Origin of the sequence: Streptomyces sp. CCM_MD2014 (assembly GCF_000772045.1) — a bacterium.
GTDB lineage: Bacteria > Actinomycetota > Actinomycetes > Streptomycetales > Streptomycetaceae > Streptomyces > Streptomyces salinarius.
In genome coordinates this window covers 4,741,076-4,764,350 of sequence record NZ_CP009754.1, presented here as the reverse complement: position 1 = coordinate 4,764,350, position 23,275 = coordinate 4,741,076, and the positions used below count along the sequence as shown (strand labels likewise).

The 23,275-nt window shown below is 70.5% G+C and carries 21 protein-coding genes; 15 read left to right on the top strand and 6 right to left on the bottom strand.

Annotated elements, in window-relative coordinates:
* The first annotated feature begins 24 nt into the window (after window positions 1–24).
* From NI25_RS21195 to pstB, 7 genes are all read left to right on the top strand, one after another.
* Window positions 25–2,301, top strand: a complete 2,277-nt coding sequence (locus tag NI25_RS21195) for an RNA degradosome polyphosphate kinase (RefSeq protein WP_061443954.1) — start codon at window positions 25–27, stop codon at window positions 2,299–2,301.
* A gap of 508 nt (window positions 2,302–2,809) precedes the next feature.
* Complete coding sequence (locus NI25_RS21190) at window positions 2,810–3,919, top strand: CHAD domain-containing protein (protein ID WP_061447012.1); 1,110 nt, start codon at window positions 2,810–2,812, stop codon at window positions 3,917–3,919.
* 54 nt (window positions 3,920–3,973) lie between these two features.
* A complete protein-coding gene (locus NI25_RS21185; protein WP_061447011.1) occupies window positions 3,974–4,414 on the top strand; it encodes an NUDIX hydrolase in 441 nt (146 codons plus the stop codon).
* Between the two features lie 212 nt (window positions 4,415–4,626).
* Window positions 4,627–5,757: a phosphate ABC transporter substrate-binding protein PstS gene (gene pstS / locus NI25_RS21180; protein WP_199560985.1), complete on the top strand. Its 1,131-nt coding sequence runs from the start codon at window positions 4,627–4,629 to the stop codon at window positions 5,755–5,757.
* A gap of 152 nt (window positions 5,758–5,909) precedes the next feature.
* On the top strand, window positions 5,910–6,920 hold the full coding sequence (gene pstC / locus NI25_RS21175) for a phosphate ABC transporter permease subunit PstC (RefSeq protein WP_061443953.1): 1,011 nt from the start codon (window positions 5,910–5,912) through the stop codon (window positions 6,918–6,920).
* On the top strand, window positions 6,917–7,981 hold the full coding sequence (gene pstA / locus NI25_RS21170; RefSeq protein ID WP_061443952.1) for a phosphate ABC transporter permease PstA: 1,065 nt from the start codon (window positions 6,917–6,919) through the stop codon (window positions 7,979–7,981). The genes pstC and pstA overlap by 4 nt, the downstream gene beginning before the upstream one ends.
* A 54-nt stretch (window positions 7,982–8,035) precedes the next feature.
* The gene (gene pstB / locus NI25_RS21165) at window positions 8,036–8,812 is read left to right on the top strand and encodes a phosphate ABC transporter ATP-binding protein PstB (RefSeq protein WP_007451062.1); all 777 of its coding nucleotides are present in this window, start codon (window positions 8,036–8,038) and stop codon (window positions 8,810–8,812) included.
* Between the two features lie 114 nt (window positions 8,813–8,926).
* Here pstB and pitH read toward each other — a convergent pair whose 3' ends face one another.
* On the bottom strand, window positions 8,927–9,925 hold the full coding sequence (gene pitH / locus NI25_RS21160) for a low-affinity phosphate transporter PitH (RefSeq protein ID WP_061443951.1): 999 nt from the start codon (window positions 9,923–9,925) through the stop codon (window positions 8,927–8,929).
* Between the two features lie 7 nt (window positions 9,926–9,932).
* On the bottom strand, window positions 9,933–10,553 hold the full coding sequence (locus tag NI25_RS21155; protein WP_030403626.1) for a DUF47 domain-containing protein: 621 nt from the start codon (window positions 10,551–10,553) through the stop codon (window positions 9,933–9,935).
* A 206-nt stretch (window positions 10,554–10,759) separates the two neighbouring features.
* Here NI25_RS21155 and NI25_RS21150 point away from each other — a divergent pair, with 206 nt between their 5' ends.
* A complete protein-coding gene (locus tag NI25_RS21150; protein ID WP_061443950.1) occupies window positions 10,760–11,149 on the top strand; it encodes a metal-sensitive transcriptional regulator in 390 nt (129 codons plus the stop codon).
* Here the strand turns inward: NI25_RS21150 and NI25_RS39740 are convergent.
* The gene (locus NI25_RS39740; protein WP_164419508.1) at window positions 11,135–11,299 is read right to left on the bottom strand and encodes a hypothetical protein; all 165 of its coding nucleotides are present in this window, start codon (window positions 11,297–11,299) and stop codon (window positions 11,135–11,137) included. The genes NI25_RS21150 and NI25_RS39740 overlap by 15 nt on opposite strands.
* A gap of 77 nt (window positions 11,300–11,376) precedes the next feature.
* On the bottom strand, window positions 11,377–12,276 hold the full coding sequence (locus tag NI25_RS21145) for a hypothetical protein (protein ID WP_061443949.1): 900 nt from the start codon (window positions 12,274–12,276) through the stop codon (window positions 11,377–11,379).
* A gap of 532 nt (window positions 12,277–12,808) precedes the next feature.
* On the opposite strand from NI25_RS21145, the gene NI25_RS21140 reads away from it, so the two are divergent.
* A complete protein-coding gene (locus tag NI25_RS21140) occupies window positions 12,809–14,398 on the top strand; it encodes an FAD-binding oxidoreductase (protein ID WP_061443948.1) in 1,590 nt (529 codons plus the stop codon).
* Between the two features lie 17 nt (window positions 14,399–14,415).
* Here the strand turns inward: NI25_RS21140 and NI25_RS21135 are convergent, their stop codons facing one another.
* A complete protein-coding gene (locus NI25_RS21135) occupies window positions 14,416–15,132 on the bottom strand; it encodes a phosphatase PAP2 family protein (RefSeq protein WP_061443947.1) in 717 nt (238 codons plus the stop codon).
* 205 nt (window positions 15,133–15,337) lie between these two features.
* The gene (locus NI25_RS21130; RefSeq protein WP_107071784.1) at window positions 15,338–16,357 is read right to left on the bottom strand and encodes an NlpC/P60 family protein; all 1,020 of its coding nucleotides are present in this window, start codon (window positions 16,355–16,357) and stop codon (window positions 15,338–15,340) included.
* A 217-nt stretch (window positions 16,358–16,574) separates the two neighbouring features.
* On the opposite strand from NI25_RS21130, the gene NI25_RS21125 reads away from it, so the two are divergent.
* From NI25_RS21125 to NI25_RS21100, 6 genes are all read left to right on the top strand, one after another.
* Window positions 16,575–17,357, top strand: a complete 783-nt coding sequence (locus tag NI25_RS21125; protein WP_061443945.1) for a formylglycine-generating enzyme family protein — start codon at window positions 16,575–16,577, stop codon at window positions 17,355–17,357.
* A gap of 299 nt (window positions 17,358–17,656) precedes the next feature.
* Entirely contained in the window at window positions 17,657–17,965 is a 309-nt protein-coding gene (locus NI25_RS21120) for a hypothetical protein (protein ID WP_019526682.1), read from the top strand.
* Between the two features lie 166 nt (window positions 17,966–18,131).
* The gene (locus NI25_RS21115) at window positions 18,132–18,932 is read left to right on the top strand and encodes a hypothetical protein (RefSeq protein WP_061443944.1); all 801 of its coding nucleotides are present in this window, start codon (window positions 18,132–18,134) and stop codon (window positions 18,930–18,932) included.
* Complete coding sequence (locus NI25_RS21110) at window positions 18,922–20,253, top strand: hypothetical protein (RefSeq protein WP_199560983.1); 1,332 nt, start codon at window positions 18,922–18,924, stop codon at window positions 20,251–20,253. The genes NI25_RS21115 and NI25_RS21110 overlap by 11 nt, the downstream gene beginning before the upstream one ends.
* A 14-nt stretch (window positions 20,254–20,267) precedes the next feature.
* The gene (locus NI25_RS21105) at window positions 20,268–21,809 is read left to right on the top strand and encodes an SCO6880 family protein (RefSeq protein ID WP_107072082.1); all 1,542 of its coding nucleotides are present in this window, start codon (window positions 20,268–20,270) and stop codon (window positions 21,807–21,809) included.
* A gap of 12 nt (window positions 21,810–21,821) precedes the next feature.
* Entirely contained in the window at window positions 21,822–23,237 is a 1,416-nt protein-coding gene (locus tag NI25_RS21100; protein WP_061443942.1) for an ATP-binding protein, read from the top strand.
* Window positions 23,238–23,275 lie beyond the last annotated feature (38 nt).

The window sequence follows — 23,275 nt, the reverse complement described above, 5'->3', positions numbered from 1 at the left end:
CGCGCGGCGCGGAAGAATGGGTTCATGAGGCAGCCGAACACCCAGGCAGAGGTCCAGCCCACGCAGCACACGCCGCACCCGCAGCAGGCGCAGCACCCGCAGCCGTCCGTGGGCTCCATCGCGGCGCACCGCCCGGACACCGTGGCCGCCACGGTCTCCGGCCTGGAGCCGGACATCGACGCCGACCTCGACGCGTACGAGGAGTCGGAGGAGTCCCAGGACGGCGGCGCCCGGCTCCCGCAGGGCCGTTTCCTGGACCGCGAGCGCAGCTGGCTCGCGTTCAACGAACGTGTGCTCGAACTGGCCGAGGACCCGAGCACGCCGCTGCTGGAGCGGGCCAACTTCCTCGCGATCTTCGCCAGCAACCTGGACGAGTTCTTCATGGTCCGCGTCGCCGGCCTCAAGCGCCGCATCGCGACCGGCGTCGCCACCCGCTCCGCCTCCGGCCTCCAGCCCCGCGAGGTCCTCGACATGATCTGGGCCCGCTCGCGCGAGCTGATGGCCCGGCACGCCGCCTGCTTCCACGAGGACGTCGCCCCGGCCCTCGCCGACGAGGGCATCCACCTGGTCCGCTGGAACGAGCTGGCCGAGAAGGAGCAGGCCCGCCTGTTCACCCTCTTCCGGCACCGCATCTTCCCGGTCCTCACCCCCCTCGCGGTGGACCCGGCGCACCCCTTCCCGTACATCTCGGGCCTCTCCCTCAACCTCGCGGTCGTCGTCCGCAACCCCGTCACGGGCCACCGCCACTTCGCCCGCGTCAAGGTCCCGCCGCTGCTCTCCCGCTTCCTGGAGGCCTCCCCGGGCCGCTACGTCCCCGTCGAGGACGTGATCGCGGCCCACCTGGAGGAGCTGTTCCCGGGCATGGAGGTGCTGGAGCACCACACCTTCCGCCTCACCCGCAACGAGGACCTGGAGGTGGAGGAGGACGACGCGGAGAACCTGCTCCAGGCCCTGGAGAAGGAGCTGATGCGGCGGCGCCTGGGCCCGCCCGTCCGCCTGGAGGTCGAGGAGTCGGTCGACCGCGAGGTGCTCGACCTCCTCGTCCGCGAGCTGAAGATCGGCGAGGCGGAGGTCTATCCGCTGCCCGGCCCGCTGGACCTCACCGGCCTCTTCCGCATCCACAGCCTGGACCGGCCCGAGCTGAAGTACCCGAAGTTCGTCGCCGGCACCCACCGCGACCTCGCCGAGGTCGAGTCCGCGTCCGCGCCGGACATCTTCGCCGCCCTGCGCACCAAGGACGTCCTGCTCCACCACCCGTACGACTCCTTCTCCACCTCCGTGCAGGCCTTCCTGGAGCAGGCCGCCACCGACCCGGACGTCCTCGCGATCAAGCAGACGCTGTACCGGACCTCCGGCGACTCCCCCATAGTCGACGCGCTCATCGAGGCGGCCGAGTCCGGCAAGCAGGTCCTCGTCCTGGTGGAGATCAAGGCCCGCTTCGACGAGTCCGCCAACATCAAGTGGGCCCGCAAGCTGGAGGAGTCCGGCTGCCACGTCGTCTACGGCCTGGTGGGCCTGAAGACCCACTGCAAGCTCTCCCTGGTGGTACGGCAGGAGGGCGAGACGCTGCGCCGGTACAGCCACGTCGGCACCGGCAACTACCACCCGAAGACGGCCCGCCTCTACGAGGACCTGGGCCTGCTCACCTCGGACCCGCAGGTCGGCGCGGACCTCTCCGACCTGTTCAACCGCCTCTCCGGCTACTCCCGGCGCGAGACCTACCGCCGCCTGCTCGTCGCGCCCAAATCGCTGCGCGACGGCCTGGTCTCCCGCATCCACAAGGAGATCCAGCACCACCGCGCGGGGCGTCCCGCCTACGTCCGCATCAAGGTCAACTCGATGGTCGACGAGGCCGTGGTCGACGCCTGCTACCGCGCGTCCCAGGCCGGTGTGCCGGTCGACGTGTGGGTGCGCGGCATCTGCGCGCTGCGCCCCGGGGTGCCGGGCCTCTCGGAGAACATCCGGGTCCGCTCGGTCCTCGGCCGCTTCCTGGAGCACTCGCGGGTCTTCGCCTTCGGCAACGGCGGCGAGCCCGAGGTGTGGCTCGGCAGCGCCGACATGATGCACCGCAACCTCGACCGCCGGATAGAGGCCCTGGTCCGGGTCACCGACCCGGCCCACCGGGCGGCCCTGAACCGGCTCCTCGAGAACGGCATGTCCGACACCACCGCCTCCTGGCACCTCGGCCCGGAAGGCGAGTGGACCCGGCATTCGACCGACGCGGACGGCCAGCCCCTGCGCAACATCCAGGAGATGCTCATAGACGCCCGGAGGCGCCGGCGTGGCACAGCGACACCTTGACCCGACGGATCACCCGACGGATCACCCGACGAACCCCACGGCGACCGCCGGACCGCCCCGTACGGCGGGCACACACAGGGAAACGGGCCCCGACCGGGACGCGGCCCCGGACGCCCGGGCCGGTCTGGACCCGGACGACTCACCCGCCGTGCCGGAGACGGGCTCGGACAGCACGCAGACCGGGACCCGTACGGGCTCAGTCAGCGCACACGCGGGGGCGGACACGACGCCGGGCAGCGCGCACGCCGGAGCCGGTACAGGCAGCACACGTGTCGGGGCGGGTACGGGCGGCGCAGGCGCCCACACCGGGGCGTCCACGACCTCGGGCAACCCACACGCCGGAGCCGGCACAGGCAGCACACATGCCGGGGCCCGTACGGGCGACGCAGGCGCCCACGCCGGGACCGACACGACCTCGGGCAACCCGCACGCCGGAACCGGTACGACCTCGGGCGGCGCCCGCACCGGAGCCGGTACGGGCGCGGACGCCAACGCCCTCGCGGACTACCTGCGCGCCCAGGCCACGGAGTTCCTGCGCGCCCTGCGCCGGCATCGCGAGTCCGGGGCGGGAGCGGGAGCGTCGGGCCCGGGCACGGGCGGCCCGGGCCGTACGGCTCCGCCGGCCGACGACGTGGACGCGGTCCGTGCCCTGCGCCGTGCGGCCCGCCGCATCAGCGGCACCCTGCACACCTTCCAGCCGCTCCTGGACGCGAGCTGGGCCGAGGAGATGCGCCCCGAGCTGGCCTGGCTGTCCGGCACGCTGGCCCTGGAGCACGCGTACGCGTCCCGTCTGGAACGGCTGCTCCAAGCCCTGCACCGACTCTCCGGCTCGTCGGCGTTCCCGGCCCCGCGCCCGGTGGGCCGGACTGCCACCGCCACCACCGCCACCGTGCCGACCGGCGTACCCGCCCCCGCCCGTCCCGCCTCCCCGGACCGCGGCAGCCTCACCGTGGGCGCGGCCAAGGCGGGCGCGCTGCTCGACCGGCAGCTGACCCTGGCCCGTACCCGGGCGCACTCCACCGCTCTCCAGGCGCTGGGCAGCAGCCGCTTCCACGCCGTGGCGGACAAGGTCGCCTTACTGGCCAGCGAGGTCCCGCTGCGCGTCACCGCCCGCCCGAACCGCGGCGCGACCGCCCCCGAGACCACGCCCTGTGACCTGCGCCCGCTGGCCGCCGCCGCCGAGGAGCGCCTCGCCGACGCCGTGACCGCCCTGCCCCTGGTGGCCGCGGGCAGTCCCTACAACGCCCAGGCACTGGTCCACGGACTCTCGCCGGACCCCGCCCCGCACCCCCAGGACGCCCCGTGGCACCAGGTCCGCCTGCTGCTGCGCCTGCACCGCTACGCCCTGGAGGCCCTGGCCGGCGCGGATGCCGCGGACGCCGGGGACCCGGGGGACGTGGTCGACGTACGCCTCCTCGCGGCCGGTGAGGCCCTGGACCGCCACCGCGACGCCTCCGAGGCCGCCGCGGCCGCCGCCCAGGCCGCCCGCACCCCGCGCATCGCCCCGGCGACGGCGTACGCACTCGGCGTGCTCCACGCCGACCAGCGGCATGAGGTGGAGGCAGCGAGGTACGCGTTCCAGCACAGCTGGCGCAAGGAACCGATCAGGCTGCCGTAGAACCCGCCGTACGAAGTGCCGTACGAAGCGCACGACGGGAGGTGTGAGCGCGCCGTGAGCCCCGCAGCCGACGACACCACCGTCCGCGCGGCGGGCTGCGTCCTGTGGCGCCCCGCGCCGCCGACCGCCCCCTGCGGCCCGGAGCTGTGCCTCGTGCACCGCCCGAAGTACGACGACTGGTCGCACCCGAAGGGCAAGCTGAAGCCGGGTGAGGACCCGCTCGCGGGCGCCCTGCGCGAGGTCGCGGAGGAGACGGGGTACGCCGCCGTACCGGGCGTCGAGCTGCCCACCGTGCGCTACTTCGCGAACGGCCGCCCCAAAGAGGTCCGCTACTGGGCCGCGGCGGCCGGCACCGGCGCCTTCGTCCCGTCCGACGAGGTCGACCGCATCCTGTGGCTGCCCCCGGAAGCCGCCCGCGCCCGCCTCACCCAGCCCAGGGACCGGACCCTCGTCGACGCCCTCCTCGCGACGCGCCCGCCCGGAACCGGCCACTGAACCACCCCGTGAACCAATCCCCGGACCGGCCCCGGAACCGGCCCGTGTCCTTGACGTAAGCGTTCCGTGACCTCACCGCACCGTCCTCAGGGGTTCACCCGGCGTTCATTTACGCCCTTCGGCGCCTTCATCTCATCTGCCTAATTTCGGCCTTACCACTCCTCGCACGCCGCCGAATTCAGGACGGCGGCTCCTGGAAGGAACTCCCTCAAGTGAAGCTTCAGCGCATGAACCGGCGGGCCCTCGCTCTCGGTGCTCTCGCCGTCTCCGGCGCCCTGGCCCTCACGGCGTGCGGCTCCGACGACACCGGCGGCAACGGCAACGGCGGCGACGCCAGCCAGGCCGCCTCCAACAGCAACATCAAGTGCGACGACGCCAAGGGCCAGCTCCAGGCCTCCGGCTCCTCCGCCCAGAAGAACGCGATCGACGCCTGGGTGAAGCAGTACGTCGCCGCCTGCAAGGGCGTGCAGATCAACTACAACCCGACCGGTTCCGGCGCGGGCATCACCGCCTTCACGCAGGGCCAGACGGCGTTCGCCGGTTCGGACTCGGCGCTGAAGCCCGAGGAGATCGAGGCTTCGAAGAAGGTCTGCACGGACGGCCAGGCCATCGACCTGCCGATGGTCGGCGGCCCGATCGCGGTCGGCTACAACGTCCCGGGCGTCGAGAACCTCGTGCTGGACGCCCCGACGATGGCGAAGATCTTCGACAGCAAGATCACCAACTGGAACGACGAGGCGATCAAGAAGCTCAACCCCGACGCCAAGCTGCCCGACCTGAAGATCCAGGCCTTCCACCGCTCGGACGAGTCCGGCACCACGGACAACTTCACCAAGTACCTGAAGGCCGCCGCGCCCGACGACTGGACCTACGAGGGCGGCAAGTCCTGGCAGGCCAAGGGCGGCCAGTCCGCGCAGGGCTCCTCCGGCCTGGCCGGCCAGGTGAAGCAGACGGCCGGCGCCATCTCGTACTTCGAGCTGTCCTACGCCAAGGACGGCATCAAGACCGTCGACGTCAAGACCGCGGCCGCCGAGCCGGTCAAGGCCACCGTCGAGAACGCGACCGCCGCCATCGGCGCCGCCAAGATCGTCGGCACCGGCAAGGACCTCGCCCTGGAGCTGGACTACACGCCGGACGCCGCCGGCGCCTACCCGCTGGTCCTGGTGACGTACGAGATCGCCTGCGACAAGGGCAACAAGGCGGACACCCTGCCCGCCACCAAGTCCTTCCTGAACTACATGGCCTCGGAGGACGGCCAGGGCCTGCTGGCGGACGCCGGCTACGCCCCGATGCCCACCGAGATCATCACCAAGGTCCGCGAGACCATCTCGGGCCTGAGCTGACCCGAGTGCGGTCCGGTCCCCGCGCGGGACCGACAGCGTCCCCGCCCGGGGACCGGACCGCACCGTCCGGTGCACCGCCGCCAGGAGCCCCCGGTCGACCGGGGCTCCGCCCGAGCCGCCGACCACGACGGCTCCGCAGACCGGAGAACCCGATGGACATGACAACGGACACCCAGAAGCCAGCCCCTTCCCCAACGCCCCAGCCGACCGCGCCCGCGGACAGCGGCGCCGCCCGGGGCGTCACCCGCCCCGGCGACCGGATCTTCGTCGGGCTCTCCCGCGGGTCCGGCATCCTCGTGCTGGTCATCATGGCCGCCATCGCGGCCTTCCTCTCCTACCGCGCCTGGCTCGCCATCAGCGAGGACGAGGCCAACTTCTTCACCAGCTTCGAATGGAACCCGACCGGCTCCCCGCCGGAGTTCGGCATCGCGGTCCTGGCCTACGGCACCATCGTGTCGTCGATCATCGCCATGGCCATCGCCGTCCCGGTCTCGGTCGGCATCGCGCTGTTCATCACGCACTACGCCCCGCGCAAGCTGGGCGGCCTGATCGGCTACGTGATCGACCTGCTCGCCGCCGTGCCCTCGATCGTCTACGGCCTGTGGGGCGCCCTCGTCCTGGTGCCGAACCTGGACGGCCTCTACGGCTGGCTGGACCAGTACCTCGGCTGGACCGGGATCTTCGAGTGGAACGGCGGCGCGGGGCGCTCGCTGTTCACCGTGGGCATCCTGCTCGCGATCATGATCCTGCCGATCATCACCAACGTCAGCCGTGAGGTCTTCCGGCAGGTCCCGCGCATGCACGAGGAGGCCGCCCTGGCCCTCGGCGCCACGCGCTGGGAGGTCATCCGCATGTCGGTGCTGCCCTTCGGCCGCTCCGGCGTCATCTCCGCCTCGATGCTCGGCCTCGGGCGCGCGCTCGGCGAGACGATGGCCGTGGCGATGGTGCTCTCCCCGACCTTCGACATCACCCCGAGCCTGCTCGACCCGGGCGGCGGCACCTTCGCCCAGAACATCGCGAGCAAGTTCAACGAGGCCACCCAGATGGGCCGCGACGCCCTGATCGCCTCCGGTCTGGTCCTCTTCGTCATCACCCTGCTGGTCAACGGCGGCGCCCGCATGATCATCGCCCGCCGCAAGGAGTACTCGGGGGCCAACGCATGAGCCACGCAACCCTGACCCCCGCCCCCGAGAACCGCAGCTCCCTGCGCGCCGCCACCCTGCCCAAGTGGTTCCCCTGGGCGGTCGCGGCCGGCTCGGTCGTCGCCGGCCTCGGCATCAGCACCGCCGCCGGGCTGAACAGCAGCATCCAGTGGGCCCTGATCGCCGCGGTCCTCTTCGTCGCCGGCTCGTACGGCATCTCGGCGCGCGTCGAGGGCGGCCGGCAGGCCAAGGACCGGGTCGCGACCAGCATGGTGTGGGTCGCCTTCCTGATGGCGCTGATCCCGCTGCTCTCCCTGATCTGGGAGACCGTGAAGCAGGGCGTGAAGGTCCTCGACGGCTACTTCCTCACCCACTCGATGGGCGTGGTCGCCGACAGCGAGCCCGGCGGCGGCATCTACCACGCCATCCTCGGCACCCTGGAGCAGGTCGGCCTCGCCACCCTGTTCTCCGTGCCGATCGGCGTGCTCACGGCGATCTACCTGGTGGAGTACGGCCGCGGCCGGCTCGCCAAGGCCGTCACCTTCTTCGTGGACGTCATGACGGGCATCCCGTCGATCGTCGCGGGCCTGTTCGTGCTCAGCCTGTGGGTGCTGATCCTGGACATGGGCCCGTCCGGCGTCGCCGGCTCCTTCGCCCTGTGCATCCTGATGATCCCGGTCGTCGTCCGCTCCACCGAGGAGATGCTCAAGCTCGTCCCGAACGAGCTGCGCGAGGCCTCCCTCGCCCTGGGCGTGCCGAAGTGGCGCACGATCCTCAAGGTGGTCCTGCCGACCTCCGTCGGCGGCATCGTCACCGGCGTCATGCTGGCCGTCGCCCGCATCACCGGCGAGACGGCCCCCGTGCTGCTGCTGGTCTGGGGCACCGACTTCATCAACGCGAACCCCTTCCAGGACCCGCAGGAGTCGCTGCCGATGTACATCTACCTGCAGTACGGCGCGGGCTCCGACTCGGCCTACGACCGTGCCTGGGCGGCGGCCCTGACGCTCATCGCCTTCATCATGATCCTCAACCTCGCGGCCCGCGGCATCGCCCGCTGGAAGGCCCCGAAGACGGGTCGCTGACGCGACCGACGCACGAACAGTCAGCGACTCGGACCGAAAGAAGCAGTGATACCCATGGCCAAGCGCATAGATGTCAGCGGCCTCAACGCCTACTACGGCTCCTTCCTGGCCATCGAGGACATCTCGATGACCGTCGAGCCCCGCTCCGTGACGGCCTTCATCGGCCCCTCCGGCTGCGGCAAGTCCACCTTCCTGCGCACGCTCAACCGCATGCACGAGGTCACCCCGGGCGGCCGCGTCGACGGCAAGGTCATGCTGGACGACGAGAACCTCTACGGCGCCGGCATCGACCCGGTGGCCGTGCGCCGCGAGGTCGGCATGGTCTTCCAGCGCCCGAACCCGTTCCCGACGATGTCGGTCTACGACAACGTGGCGGCGGGCCTGCGCCTGAACGGCAAGTACAAGAAGTCCGAGATGGACGGGATCGTCGAGAAGTCCCTGCGCGGCGCCAACCTCTGGAACGAGGTCAAGGACCGCCTGAACAAGCCGGGCTCCGGCCTCTCCGGCGGCCAGCAGCAGCGCCTGTGCATCGCCCGGGCCATCGCGGTCGAGCCGAACGTCCTGCTCATGGACGAGCCCTGCTCCGCCCTGGACCCGATCTCCACCCTGGCGATCGAGGACCTGATCGGCGAGCTGAAGGAGCGCTTCACGATCGTCATCGTGACGCACAACATGCAGCAGGCGGCGCGCGTCTCGGACCGTACGGCGTTCTTCAACCTGGCGGCGGTCGGCCAGCCCGGCAAGCTGATCGAGATCGACGAGACGGAGCGCATCTTCTCCAACCCGTCGGTCCAGGCCACGGAGGACTACATCTCCGGCCGCTTCGGCTGATCCGCCCTCCCCATCCCCTCGCGGTGCTGCATGGCGGTGCCACCGCGAGGAGCACAAGGGCCCGCCCCCCCGAAACCGGGGGGCGGGCCCTCTCACCTGCCGTGGGGCGCCTCGCTAGAGGAACGCCAGGTTCACGACCCAGAACGAAACGGCCGCCACCACCGCCGCCGCCGGCATCGTGATGAACCACCCCATGATGATGTTCTTCGCGACCCCCCACCGCACGGCGTTGACCCGCTTCGTGGCCCCGACACCCATGATCGCGGAGGTGATCACATGCGTCGTGGAGATCGGCGCGTGGAAGATGAACGCCGACCCGAACATGATCGACGCGCCCGTCGTCTCCGCGGCGAAGCCCTGCGGCGGGTCCAGCTCGATGATCTTCCGTCCCAGCGTCCGCATGATCCGCCAGCCACCGGCGTACGTGCCCGCGGACAGCATCAGCGCGCAGGCGAGCTTCACCCACACCGGGATCGGGTCGCCGTAGTCCTCGACGTCGGCGATGACCAGCGCCATCACCACGATGCCCATCGTCTTCTGCGCGTCCTGCAGACCGTGGCCCAGCGCCATGCCCGCCGCCGACACGGTCTGCGCGATACGGAAGCCGCGCTTCGCCTTGTGCGGGTTGGTCCGCCGGAAGATCCACATGATGACGGTCATCACCAGGTAGCCGGCGATCAGACCGACGACCGGTGACACGAACATCGGGACGACGATCTTGTCGACCACCCCGTGCCAGTACACGGTCGTACTCCCGGCCAGCGCCGCGCCGACCATGCCGCCGAACAGCGCGTGCGAGGACGAGGACGGCAGTCCGAAGTACCAGGTGATCAGGTTCCACACGATGGCGCCCACGAGCGCCGCGAAGAGGATCCCCATCCCCTTCGAACCCTCGGGGGTCTCGATCACCCCTTCACTGACGGTCTTGGCGACCCCGGATCCCATGAACGCACCGGCCAGGTTCATGACCGCGGCCATGGCGAGCGCCGCACGGGGCGTCAGCGCACGCGTCGACACGGAGGTGGCGATCGCGTTGGCCGAATCGTGGAAGCCGTTGGTGTACGTGAAGAAGAGCGCGACCCCGATGGTCACGACCAGAGCGAAGGTGTCCATGAACGGCTCAGGACTCCTTGACGGCGATGGTCTCCACCGTGTTCGCCACGTGCTCGAACGCGTCGGCCGCTTCCTCCAGCACGTCCACGATCTGCTTCAGCTTGAGCACCTCGATGGCCTCGTACTTGCCGTTGAAGAGGTGGGCGAGCAGCTTGCGGTGGATCTGGTCGGCCTGGTTCTCCAGCCGGTTGACCTCGATCCAGTACTCGGTGAGGTTGTCCATCGTGCGCAGGTTCGGCATGGCCTCGGCGGTCAGCTCGGCGGCCCGCGCCAGCACCTCGATCTGCTGCTCGACGCCCTTGGGCAGTTCCTCGATGTTGTAGAGGACGACCAGGTCGACGGCCTCCTCCATGAAGTCCATGATGTCGTCGAGGGACGAGGCGAGGTTGTAGATGTCCTCGCGGTCGAAGGGCGTGATGAACGAGGAGTTCAGCTGATGGAAGATCGCGTGCGTGGCGTCGTCACCCGCGTGTTCGGCGGCCCGCATACGCTCTGCGATCTCGGCCCGGGCGGATGCGTCCGCCCCGAGCAGTTCCATCAGGAGCTTGGAGCCCGTGACGATGTTGTCCGCGGATGCGGCGAACATGTCGTAGAAGCTCGTCTCCCTGGGGGTCAGACGAAAGCGCACGTGGGGTCCTCGGGGTGCATCGGTTTCGGTCAGGCTGATGCTAGGCGCATCATCCGGCCACTGCTAACGGGCCGTCCCCAGTGTCGCCCATCGGGCAGAGTGATGAGCAGGGGGGCGACGTCGGCCGCTCCGGCAAGGGCCCCCTACCCGGGAAAGTTCGTTACCATATACCCACCAGGGGTATATGTCCGTTATTGGAGGACGCGATGACGACCACCGAGGCCGGCGCGGGTGCGCCCTCCCCCGCCGCGGACCAGACGGTGAACCAGGTCGAGACGGACGGCACGGACATCGTGACCGACCATGACCGCGGGGTGCACGGGTACCACAAGCAGAAGGACGAGCACCTCAAACGCCTGCGCCGCATCGAGGGCCAGATCCGCGGCCTGCAGCGGATGGTCGACGAGGACGTCTACTGCATCGACATACTGACCCAGGTCTCCGCCTCCACCAAGGCCCTGCAGTCCTTCGCACTGCAACTGCTGGAGGAGCACCTGCGCCACTGCGTCGCCGACGCGGCCCTCAAGGGCGGCAACGAGATCGACGCCAAGGTGGAAGAGGCGACGAAGGCCATCGGCCGTCTACTGCGGACGTGAGCGCTCCTCGGCGACGCGCAGCACCTCGTCGATGCTCTCGAGGCTGAGCCGCTCCCGGGCGGCCGACGCCGCGATGATCAGGTCGCCGCACAGCTCGATCTCGGCGAGGGCCACGTGGTCCTGAACCGCCGTACCGCCGACCGGAGCCACACCCGTCACCTCGTCTCTGCCGTCACCGACTTCCTAGAGTAGGGAGCGGCCTACACACCGCGCATGGCACGGAAGGGCTAGTTCTTGCCGTCGGCCCCCGGGTCGCCCGGTCCAGCCGCGATCTTGCCGGCGTAGATGTCCCGGTCCTCGGGCAGCCGAACGCGGACGGCGGCGCCGAAGTCGTAGAGCAGCGTCGTCGAGGCGACGTCCACGGTGCCGGAGCCGTCCTGGCGCCCGTTGGAGAAGCTGAAGCGGTGCCGGACCTTGCGGATCCGGCCCTCGTCGTCGAGGTAGGCGTCGAACGGCACCTCGGCGGTGGCGAACCCCTCGGCGGCCGCCGCCAGCGCCTTCTTGTTGCCCTCCGAGGCACCGCGCGCCGCCCGCGCGAGATCGGCGGTCCCCCGGTAGTGCCGCACCTCGGTCCCGGCCAGCTCGGTGCGCCCCACGTACGTGGCCGTCCGCGTCCCGCGCAGCACCTCGGCGGCGGCGAACGGGTCCGTCGCCCCGCCGGTCACCAGGTTCCCGTCGGACAGCGAGTCGGTGTCCACCCGCACCCACTTGTCGTCGGGGACACCGGCCCCCCGGTTCTTCATGAACAACGCCCCCGGCGCGAGCAACTCGGTGATCGGCCGGTGCTCGCTCGACCCCGCCGGGTCCTGCGGCAGCCGCACCTTCAGCTGCCCGAGCCGCTCCTCGAAGTCGTACACGCCCTCGCCGCGGATGGTCACCCGCGTCCCGCCGCTGGCCATCTGCATCGCGGTACGCGCCTTCGCGCTCCCGGCGGCCACCAGACGGTCGGCGGCCCGGTGCAGCACGGCGACCGGATCACCCCCGCCGGCACCCTGGACGGAGGCCCCCTCAGTGGCGCCGGAACACCCGGCGGCGGCCAGACCGACGCAGACCGCGCCCCCCGCGAGGGCGAGGCCGCCGCCCGTCCGCCAACTCCGCAGCTCCCGCTCCCGCTCCCGCCCGACCATCGCCACCTGCTGTCCCAGCCTCACGCCCGTTGTGGACCCCCTGCCGTCCCGCTTAACGAGGGGCAGGCGACCCCGGTAACGTTGTGGGCGTGGCGCAGCAGGACGGTCTCGAAGCCCCCGGGGACGCCCCGGAACACCTCACGACAACGGTCGAACAAGGCCGCTTCTGCCTGGCCCGCTGCACCTGCGGCTGGCGCGGCCCGGCCAGAAGAGCCAGAAGCCAGGCCCGCACAGACGCCGAATCCCACACAGCCGCGTAGCTGCGGGCAGCCGCCATGCGGCCCTAGCTGCGGGCAGCCGCCGTGCCGCCCTCGCCGCGGGCAGTCGTGCCGCTGGGGCGGCACGAGTGGGCCCTGGGGGTACCTCCCCGGCCGTTCAGGCACTGGGGGAGGCACCCGGCCAGCGCCGGCCCGCGCCCCCCCCCCAGCCCGCCCGGCACCCACGCCGTACACCTGTACAGCCGACGCCCAGGGAACCCCACCCCCCACACCCCCGTCTCCTCCCAAGACCCCCCACGGGACGCGGAGGCGACATGCACCGGCGCACATTCCTGACCACCACCACAGCCGCAACGCTCGCGGCGACCACATCCGCCTGCACAGGCACGACCCGCACCACCGGCACGGATCCCAAAGGCACGACGACCAGGACCGCGACCACCGCCAGAACCACCACCGCAACCACCACGACCCACACCGCGAAGAGCCCCTCCCCCACCACCTGGACCGCCCTCGCCAAGTCCCTCGACGGCCCACTCGTCCGCCCGGGCGACCCCGCCTGGGAATCGGCCCACCAGCTCTACAACACCCGCTTCGACACCCTGAAGCCCACCGCCGTCGCCTACGCCGCCCACCCCGACGACATCCGCACCGCCCTCTCCTACGCCCGCGCCCACCACATCCCCGTGGCGATCCGCAACGGCGGTCATTCCTACGCGGGTTGGTCCTCCGGCAACGGCCGCCTGATCATCGACGTCTCGAAACTGAACCGCGTCCGCGCCTCCGCGGGCGAGGCGGTCGTCGGCGCCGGCGCCAAGCTGATCGACGTCTACCGCGCCCTCGCCGCGAAGGGCGTGACCGTCCCGGCCGGCTCCTGCCCCACCGTAGGCATCTCCGGCCTCACCCTCGGCGGCGGCCACGGAGTCGTCTCCCGCGCGTACGGCCTGACCTGCGACAGCCTCACCCGGGCCACCCTGATCACGGCGGACGGCAAGGAGATCACCGCCGACGCGACGGGCGACCACCAGGACCTCTTCTGGGCCCTGCGCGGCGCGGGCAACGGGAACTTCGGCATCGTCACGGAGTTCCGCTTCCGCACCCATCCGGCTCCCAGGGCCGTATCGGCGTACATGACCTGGCCCTGGCGGAAGGCGGCGGCGGCCGTCCGCGCCTGGCAGGAGTGGGGTCCCGGCCAGCCCGACGAGACCTGGTCCTCCCTCCACCTGGCCGCCGCCCCCGGCCACACCCCCACCCTGTCGGTGTCGGCCTTCTCCCTCGGCACCTACGGAGAACTCCAGAACGCCGTCGACCGCCTCGCCGACCGCATCGGCTCGTCCGCGACCCACGTCTCCCTCAAGCGCCGTACGTACGAGGAGTCGATGGAGATGTACGCGGGCTGCTCGTCCTTCTCGACCGACGCCCGCTGCCACCTCCCGGGCTCGGCGCCCGGTCGATCGCCCGAAGGCTCACTGGACCGCGAGACGTACGTGGCCCGTTCGGACTTCTACGACCGCTCGATCCCGCCCGCCGGCATCAAGGCCCTGCTCGCGCAGCTCCCCCAGGTGCGCGGCGGCGCCGGCAGCATCGCGTTCACGGCGCTCGGCGGGGCGGTGAACCGCGTCTCCCCGACGTCCACCGCGTTCGTGCACCGGCGCTCCCGGATGCTGGCCCAGTACCTCGTCTCGTGGCGGCCGGGCACGAGCGGAAGGGCGCCGCGGTCCTGGCTGGATTCCGCCTACGACGCGATGCGGCCGTACGCCTCGGGCGCCGCCTACCAGAACTACACGGACCCGGATCTGACGGACTGGCGGAAGGCCTACTACGGAGACGCGGCCCCGCGCCTGGCACGCCTGAAGCACCAGTACGACCCGGACCGCGTCTTCACCTGCCCGCAGGCACTGTGAACGTCGGGCGGCGAGCGTCAGGCGGCGAGATCCCGCTCGCCCGACGTCTCGGCGCCGCTCTCCTTGCGCGCCCCCGGAATCACGGCACCGCGTCCGGCGGCACCCGACCGTCCTCGCGCGCTGACCAGCCACCCCACCCGGGGCGAGCGCTCGACGGCCCGGGTCAGCGGCGTCAGCAGCGCCATGGCCACCGGCGACAGCAGCAGCGCGACCGCCGTACCGAGGGCGAACCCGCCCACGACGTCCGTCGGGTAGTGCACGCCCATGTAGACGCGGGCGAAGCCGCCGAAGAGCGCCAGCACGATGGCGGCGATCCCGAACTTGCGGTTGGCGACGAACAGTCCGACCGCCAGGGCCATGCAGAGCGTGGCGTGGTCGCTCACGAAGGAGAAGTCGTTCTTCCCCTCCACCAACACCTCGAGTCCGTCATGGGACTTGAAGGGCCGGGGTCGCTCGACGAAGCCCCGTATCGGCACGTTGACGAGTACGGCGACTCCGGCCGCGAGCGGTGCCCAGACCAGAGCGGCCACGTTCGACGCCGCGTCCTCACCGCCCCGTCGGCGCACGCCCCACCAGCACCACAGCACCAGCAGCACGATCGCGAACAGCAGTCCGTACTCGCCGACGAACTCCATGACCCGGTCGAACCAGTGCGGCGCGTCCTTGGCCAGGCCGTTGATGTCGTAGAGCAGCTCGACGTCGGGGTTCGACCCGGATTCGGCGAGTCCAGCCATGGTGCTGCGGCCCCTTCGTCATGTCCTGAGACGCACCGAGCGCACGCCTCTTCTGCCACCCCCGTGGTCAGCTCACGTCAACAGGAACGCACGGTCCCCGTTGATACGTTCCACACTCCACTGAATGATCACGCAGACGTTATCGAAGAGAGACACGTCTCCGCAGCTCAGGGCAGGGTTTCACGCTGGGTTCAAACCCTCCCATTCACACCGTGGTGGGCAATGCTTTCGCGCCATCTTCGGTGACCCGGGTGGCCCCGAAGTAGTCGGGCGTGTCGATCGGGTCGAACCGGATCACGGCCCCCGTCCGCGGGGCGTCGATCATGTATCCACCGCCCACGTAGATGCCGACGTGCCGGATGGCCCGCGAGTTGGTGAGGTCGTCCGAGAAGAAGACCAGGTCCCCGGGGAGCAACTCCTCCCGCCGGGGATGCGGCCCCGCGTTGTACTGGTCGTTGGCGACCCGCGGCAGCTCGATCCCCACACTCTCGTACGCGGCCTTGGTCAGCCCCGAGCAGTCGAACCGCCCACCCTGATCGGCCGTCCCGTTCCCGCCCCACAGATACGGCGTCCCGAGCTTCTTCTGGGCGAAGGCGATCGCCCCGGCGGCCTGCTCGGACGGGTCGACGCGACCGGTGGGCTCGGCGAAGCTCTTCTCGAGCGTCGTGATGACCTTGACGTAGTTCTGCGTCTCCTTGTACGGCGGCACGCCCTGGTACTTGATCACCGCGTAGGCCCCCGCGTTGTAGGAGGCCAGCATGTTCTCGGTCGGATCGCCGGGCACGTCCTTCACGTACGAGGCGAGGGAGCAGTCGTACGACGCCGCCGACGGGATCGCGTCCGCCGGGTCCCACACGTCCCGGTCCCCGTCGCCGTCCCCGTCGATGCCGTGGGTGGCCCACGTCCCGGGGATGAACTGCGCTATCCCCTGCGCCGCCGCCGCGCTCTGCGCCTTCGGGTTGAACCCGCTCTCCTGGTACAACTGCGCCGCGAGCAGCGCCGGGTTGATGGCGGGGCAGAGGTTCCCCCACTTCTGCACGATCGGCTGGTAGGCCGCGGGCACACTCCCCTTGGCGAGCTTCTTGGCCCCGCCGCCCGCCCCGCCGGCCAGATTCCCGGCGACCAGGTAGACCCCCACGACGAGCAGCATCACGAAGCCCATCCCCAGGGCAACCGCGGCACCGGCACCGACCCAGAACTTGCGCATGGTCCAACCATCCCCCATGCGCACGCCGTTCAGTGTCGTTTCCCGGCCATGTCGTCCCGGCGGCACCGTCCACGTGTGCGCGGAGGAGTTCGACCACTCGCCTCGTGGGCGCCGTCGGCCCGAGCGCACGCGGCCCTGGTCCCAAGGTCGCTCCCGAGATGGGTCCGCGGGCCGAGGCGAGTCCGCACCCACCGGCGTGATCATGTGGTTCGTTCACTCGAGCCGAGGAGGGGCCATGCAGGCGGAGCAGACGGAACAGGCGGAGCAGGTGGAGCAGGTGGACTGGGTCGACGTCCCGGCCGGGTTACTGCGTCGGGGCACACCGGTGAGCGAGGTGCGGGCCGTCGCCCACCACTACGCGGACACCGGCGTGCCGCCGGAGTGGTACCTGAAGGAGACACCGCGCGCGGAGATCCACGTCCCCGCCTTCCGGATCGCCCGCACGCCGGTCACGGTCGGCCAGTGGACCCGCTACGCGACGGCGACCGACCGACCGCTCCCCAGGCCGTCGCCGTCGGACCACCCGGTCATCGGCGTCACCTGGGAGGCGGCGACGGACTACTGCCGGTGGATCGGGGAGCGGCTCGGCGGCCTGGACGTACGGCTGCCCACGGAGGACGAGTGGGAACGGGCCGCCCGGGGCGACGACGGCCGGGAGTTCCCGTGGGGCGAGGAGTACCGCACCGGTCTGGCCAATCTGGTGGACCTCGGCATCGGCACCACGACGCCGGTCGGCTCGTTCCCCGACGGAGCCAGCCCCTTCGGGGTGCTGGACATGGCGGGCAACGCCGACGAATGGACGTCCACCCTCTACGCCCCCTACCCCGGCGCACCCGAGGAGGTGCCGCGCACCGAGGACTGGGCCTTCGACCGGCACATCACCCGGGGCGGCGCGTTCCGCCACGACCGGGACCTGGCCCGGTGCGCCCGCCGCCACGGCGCCTACGAACCGGACCTCGCAGCGATCGGCGTGGGCTTCCGCCTGGCGGCACCGGCCCCGCAGCACCGAAACCGGTGACGCTCACCCGCCTCTGACATCGAATCAGGGCCTAACGATCGAACCGCATCCCAGGTTTCGCTTACACATCGTTGCCAGCCATGCCCCGCCGTGATACACAGAGTGACGATACGACCACCAGAAGCCGTCTCGGCGCCGACTGACCAGCCGGCGCCGGACGGTGGCAAGCTGTTCGCATAAAACCCGCCAAACAATGACGCCAAGGCGACATGCCAGGGCGTCATCGTCGGCGACAATGAGGCTTGACCTCTGCATGCCCGCAGAGGGTGCGGAACTACCCAACAGGGGCGGTGACTTACATGCTCTTTGCGGCCGACGAGGGAGACATCAACACCATCATCGGGGGGATCGCTCCGGACTGGGGCCCCTTCGGCAGCCTGGGCAACGAGGCCAAGGTGATGATCGAGGTGGTGATGGCCGTCGCCATCCTGCTCTGCCTCGGCATCGCCATCTGGGGCGCCGCCAAGCAGCGCATCGGGGCCACCGCGCTCCGGGACACCTTCAGCGCGGAGCAGGGCAAGGGCCTGATCATCGCGGGGCTGACGGGTGTGTTCATCATCGGCTCACTCGGCACGCTGTTCACCATCGTGTACGGAATGGCCGTATAGCCCGGCACCCATCCGTCCCTCCCCGTCCATCCCACCCGCCCGTCGTGCCAACCGGCTGAGGTTGCGTTTCCCTGATGTCGAGTCATAACACCGCGCCCGAGCGGGACCCAGCACGGCTACCGTCGTACGTACACGGCCGACCCGACGTCGAGGGGGCGTACGCGGCATGAGTCTCGGAGACGATCACCAGTCGTCCGGCGATTACGGCGGCACCGGCCAGACCCGGCTCCGGCTCCCGGAGGAGGACGGCGCCCCCCGACGCGGCGGCCGCTCCTCCTCCCGGAGCCTGGTCACCGTGGTCGGCGTCGTCGTCCTGCTCATCGCGGCGATCGCCTTCGCGAACCGCGGAGGAGACGATTCCGCATCCGCGGAGGGTGACACCGGGGACAAGCCGAAGACGTCGGCGACGGCGCCCACGGGGACCCGCCCGGTGCAGTCGGGCTTCGCCCATGACGAGCAGGGGGCGCAGAGCGCGGCGGCGAACTATGCGGTGGCGCTGGGTTCTGACGGGATGTTCGACCCGGCCAGACGCCACGAGATCGTACAGTCCCTCGCCGACCCAGGTTGGGTCGATCGCCTCCAGTCCGGCTTCGACGCCGACTACTCGGAAGCGTTTCTGAAGAAGATCGGTCTCGACAAGAACGGCAAGGCTCCTGCGGGAGTCACCTTCGTCAACCGGACGTTGCCGGCGGGCACCAAGGTGACGTCCTTCAGCAGCGCTGCTGCCATCGTCGAAGTGTGGTGCAACGGGCTCTTCGGACTCACTGGTGAGAAGACGACCAATCCGGTCACAAGCAGTTGGTTCACGGTGACCATGCACCTGAGCTGGGACGGCAGTGACTGGAAGGTCACGGAGACCAGCCAGAAGAACGGGCCGACCCCTGTGCCGGGGGACAACCCTGTTTCTGGTGCCGATGAGATGAGCAAGGCGGTCCAGGAGTTCGGAGGCTTTACCTATGCTCGGTAGCCAGCACCGCGCGCTCAAGCTGACCGCTGTAGTGGCCGCTGCTCAGGCAGCAGCCGTTCTGTTCTCCACGCGCGCCTTCGCCGAGCCCAGCCCGACCCCGACGAAGGACGATCCCTGCTCGCTCATCGCGGGCCCGGCCAAGAAATACTGCGAACGAGGCGAAGGCGGCGGATCCGGGGGAGGTGGCGGGTCGGCCCCCGACACCCTCCCCTCCTCCCTCGACCCCCTCTCCTCCCTCGCCAAGGGCTGTGCCGACGCCGCCGCCTGGACCGTCGACACGCTCAGCAACGCCGTGAAGAACACCGCCGACGTCGACTTCACGAACGGCACGTTCCTCAAGCAGTACGGCATCGTCTTCGCCGCGTCGACCATCCTCACCCTGGTCCTCTGGCTGCTCGCGGTCGCCAAGCGGGCCGTGCGCGGCGTCCCCTTCACCACCGCGCTCTCCGAGGCCGTCGGGTTCCTCTGGCTCACCGTCCTGGCGTCGGCCTTCACGCCGTTGATCCTGTACACGGTCGTATCCGCCACCGACGCCGTCACCGACGTCCTGGCCAAGGGCACCGGCGACCAGACGGACACGTTCTTCGGCACGTTCAGCGAGGCGCTGAAGCAGGGCAACGACATCGGCGGCGGCCCGATCATGCTGATCCTGGTGTCGTTCGTGTCGATCATCGCCGCCGGCGTGCTCTACCTGGAGCTGTACCTGCGCGCCGTCCTGCTCTACGTCGGCGCCCTGCTCGGCGTCGTCGTCTACGCCGGCCTGGTCGACAAGAACCTGTGGGGACACGTCCGCCGCTGGGCGGGCATCATGATCGCCGTGATCATGGTGAAGCCCGTGATCGTCATCGTGCTCGGCCTCGCCGGCGCGCTGACCACGGAGGAGGGCCCCGACTCCGTCGCCGCCATCGTGTCCGGCCTCGCCATCATCCTGCTCGCGATCTTCGCCTCGGCGATGATCTACCGCTTCGTCCCCGGCTTCGGCGACGAGATCGCCAACGGCCGCAACAACCGCATCATGCAGGGCGCCGAGGGCAAGGCCGCCGCCGTGATCAGCTCCCCGGCGAACCTCGTCGCCCAGGGCATCAGAACGCACAGCAGCCGCAACAACGGCGACGGCGGCGGACAGTCCTCGTCCTCCGCGGCCGCCCGCCCCTCGAACCCCGCCTCCGGCGGAGTCGCCGCGCACAGCTCGCGCCCCTCGAACGGCGGCGGCGGAAATGTCCCCTCCGCCGCACCCGCACCGCGCTCCGGCAGCCCGGTGAACACACCGCACGCAAGCAACACCCGCAACAGCAAGAGCACAGGAGGTGACGGGCGTTGACGACCGAGTCCCACATGTCCCATACGGTCACGCCCCGCCGTACGTATCTGATCGGCCGCGCCCGGCCGAACGCGATCGTCGGCCGCAACCGCGAGACCGGTGAGATCGCGCTGATCATCGCGGGCGCGTTCCTCGGCATGATGTGCGGGCTGCTCGTCCCCGTCCTGTCCCTGCGCATCGTGCTGCTCGTCGGCTTCCCGATGCTCGCGCTGGCGGCGGTCTACGTGCCGTACAACCACCGCACGTTCTACCGGTGGTTCGAGATCAACCGCAGCTACAAGCGGACGCTCCGCAAGGGTACGACGTACCGTTCCGGCGCCATCGAGGCCGGTACGAGGATCGACGGCCGGGAGGTCGAGGTCGGGCCGCCGCCCGGTATCGGCCGCATCTCCTGGCTGGCGGCCCCCTTCGGCCCGGACGAGATCGCCGTACTGCTGCACGCCGACCGCAAGACGGTGACGGCCGCGATCGAGATCGAGGGACCCGGCGTCGGCCTGCGCGACTCCGAGGACCAGGAAGCCCTCGTCGACCGCTTCGGCACCCTGCTCAAGCACGTGGCCAACGGCGACGGCTTCGTCACCCGCATTCAGATGCTCGCCCGCACCCTCCCGGCCGACCCCGACGCGCACGCCAAGGACGTCGCCCAGCGCGGTGACGAAAGGTCACCGGCATGGCTGCAGCAGTCGTACGACCAGCTCCAGTCGATGGTGTCCACCAGCAGCGAGCAGCACCGCGCGTACCTGATCGCCTGCATGCACTACAACCGCGAACTGGCCGCCGAGGCGCACACCATGGCCCGCGCCGCCCGCCCGCACACCGGGCGCAAGCTGGACCGGGACGCCGGCCTCGCCGTCGTGATGGCGCGCGAGCTGACCGACATCTGCTCCCGCCTCCAGGAGGCCGACATCCGGGTGCGCCAGCCGCTCGGCCAGGGCCGGCTCGCCTCACTGATCCACGCCATGTACGACCCGGACCACCCCATCGACCACATCCAGGCGATGACCAAGCGCAACGCCTGGCCGGCCGAGCTGGACGCCATGGAGCCCACCTACCTCCAGGCCAAGACCCGCGAGTCGGCCACCCGCGCGCCCTGGTGCCACGCCACCGCCTGGATCAAGGAGTGGCCGATGACCCCGGTGGGCGTCAACTTCCTGGCGCCGCTCCTCGTCCACACCCCGGACGTGATCCGTACCGTCGCCGTCACGATGGACCTCGAACCCACCGAGGTCGCCATCGAACGCATGCTGACCGAGAAGACGAACGACGACGCCGAGGCGTCCCGCGCCGCCAAGATGAACCGGACCGTGGACCCGCGCGACATCGCCGCCCACGGCCGCCTCGACCAGCGCGGCGAGGACCTCGCCAGCGGCGCGGCCGGCGTCAACCTGGTCGGCTACATCACCGTCTCCTCCCGCACCCCCGAGGCCCTGGCCCGCGACAAGCGGACGATAAGGGCGTCGGCCGGAAAGTCGTACCTGAAACTGGAGTGGTGCGACCGTGAGCACCATCGCGCCTTCGTGAACACTCTTCCGTTCGCCACCGGCATCCGAAGGTAGGGGCTGAGCCTGATGCGGGACCCGCTGACCGTCCTCACCGACGCCTTCACATCCTTCCTCTTCGGGAAGGTGGAGACGACCCGCCTCCCCGTCCGCACGTCCACCGGCCAGGCCCAGGCCGTCTACCTGCCGACGGCCGCGCCCGGCCTCGGCGACTCCGGCGTGATCATCGGCCGTGAGGTCTACTCCGGCAAGGGCTACATCTACGACCCTTTCCAGCTCTACGGCCAGCAGCTCCCCGCCCCGCACTGGCTGGTGCTCGGGGAGTCGGGCAACGGCAAGTCGGCCCTCGAGAAGACGTACGTCCTGCGCCAGCTGCGTTTCCGCGACCGGCAGGTCGTCGTGCTGGACGCCCAGGGCGAGGACGGCGTCGGCGAGTGGAACCTCATCGCCGAGGAGCTGGGCATAACTCCCATCCGCCTCGACCCGATGGCCGCCCTGGACCACGGCATCCGCCTCAACCCCCTCGACCCGGCGATCACGACGACCGGCCAGCTCGCGCTGCTCCGGACGATCATCGAGGTGGCGATGGGCCACGGCCTCGACGAGCGCTCCGGCTTCGCGCTCAAGGTCGCGCACGCCTACGTCAACGAGACGATCGTCGAACGCCAGCCGGTCCTCTCCGACATCGTCGAGCGGCTCCGCCACCCCGAGCCGGAGTCCGCCGAGGCGATGAACGTGGCCATAGACGACGTGCGGGCCTGGGGCCTGGACGTGGCGCTGGTCCTGGACCGTCTCGTCGACGGTGACCTGCGCGGCATGTTCGACGGCCCGACGACGGTCGGCATCGACCTCGACGCCCCGCTCATCGTCTTCGACCTCTCCCACATCGACCGCAACTCCATCGCCATGCCGATCCTCATGGCCATCGTGGGCGTCTGGCTGGAGCACACCTGGATCCGCCCCGACCGGAAGAAGCGCATCTTCCTGGTCGAGGAGGCCTGGCACATCATCAACAGCCCGTTCGTGGCACAGCTTTTCCAGCGGCTGCTGAAGTTCGGGCGCCGGCTGGGTCTGTCGTTCGTGGCGGTGGTGCACCATCTGTCCGACGTCGTGGACGGGGCGGCGGCCAGAGAGGCCGCGGCCATCCTCAAGATGGCCTCCACCCGCACCATCTACGCCCAGAAGGCCGACGAGGCACGGGCCACCGGGCGCGTCCTCGGCCTGCCCCGGTGGGCGGTGGAGATCATCCCCTCCCTCACCCCCGGTATCGCGGTGTGGGACGTCAACGGCAACGTCCAGGTGGTCAAACACCTGATCACCGAGACGGAACGCCCCCTGGTCTTCACCGACCGCGCGATGACCGAGTCCTCCACCGACCACCTGACCGACGACGCCCTGCGCGCCGCGGAACTGGAGGCGGAGGAGCGGGCTGCGGCGTTCATGGAGCAGCACATCGGCGACTCGTCGGAATCGACGGTGGCGTAGGACGACGGTGGCGTAGGACGAGAGACGGAGAGGCACCG

Excerpts from the sequence above, each read along its gene's own strand:
- NI25_RS21195 (WP_061443954.1), top strand. The coding sequence starts at position 25 with ATGAGGCAGCCGAACACCCAGGCAGAGGTCCAGCCCACGCAGCACACG.
- pstC (WP_061443953.1), top strand. The coding sequence starts at position 5,910 with ATGGACATGACAACGGACACCCAGAAGCCAGCCCCTTCCCCAACGCCC.
- pstA (WP_061443952.1), top strand. The coding sequence starts at position 6,917 with ATGAGCCACGCAACCCTGACCCCCGCCCCCGAGAACCGCAGCTCCCTG.
- pstB (WP_007451062.1), top strand. The coding sequence starts at position 8,036 with ATGGCCAAGCGCATAGATGTCAGCGGCCTCAACGCCTACTACGGCTCC.
- pitH (WP_061443951.1), bottom strand. The coding sequence starts at position 9,925 with ATGGACACCTTCGCTCTGGTCGTGACCATCGGGGTCGCGCTCTTCTTC.
- NI25_RS21150 (WP_061443950.1), top strand. The coding sequence starts at position 10,760 with ATGACGACCACCGAGGCCGGCGCGGGTGCGCCCTCCCCCGCCGCGGAC.
- NI25_RS21145 (WP_061443949.1), bottom strand. The coding sequence starts at position 12,276 with ATGGTCGGGCGGGAGCGGGAGCGGGAGCTGCGGAGTTGGCGGACGGGC.
- NI25_RS21140 (WP_061443948.1), top strand. The coding sequence starts at position 12,809 with ATGCACCGGCGCACATTCCTGACCACCACCACAGCCGCAACGCTCGCG.
- NI25_RS21135 (WP_061443947.1), bottom strand. The coding sequence starts at position 15,132 with ATGGCTGGACTCGCCGAATCCGGGTCGAACCCCGACGTCGAGCTGCTC.
- NI25_RS21130 (WP_107071784.1), bottom strand. The coding sequence starts at position 16,357 with ATGGGGGATGGTTGGACCATGCGCAAGTTCTGGGTCGGTGCCGGTGCC.
- NI25_RS21125 (WP_061443945.1), top strand. The coding sequence starts at position 16,575 with ATGCAGGCGGAGCAGACGGAACAGGCGGAGCAGGTGGAGCAGGTGGAC.
- NI25_RS21120 (WP_019526682.1), top strand. The coding sequence starts at position 17,657 with ATGCTCTTTGCGGCCGACGAGGGAGACATCAACACCATCATCGGGGGG.
- NI25_RS21115 (WP_061443944.1), top strand. The coding sequence starts at position 18,132 with ATGAGTCTCGGAGACGATCACCAGTCGTCCGGCGATTACGGCGGCACC.
- NI25_RS21110 (WP_199560983.1), top strand. The coding sequence starts at position 18,922 with ATGCTCGGTAGCCAGCACCGCGCGCTCAAGCTGACCGCTGTAGTGGCC.
- NI25_RS21105 (WP_107072082.1), top strand. The coding sequence starts at position 20,268 with ATGTCCCATACGGTCACGCCCCGCCGTACGTATCTGATCGGCCGCGCC.
- NI25_RS21100 (WP_061443942.1), top strand. The coding sequence starts at position 21,822 with ATGCGGGACCCGCTGACCGTCCTCACCGACGCCTTCACATCCTTCCTC.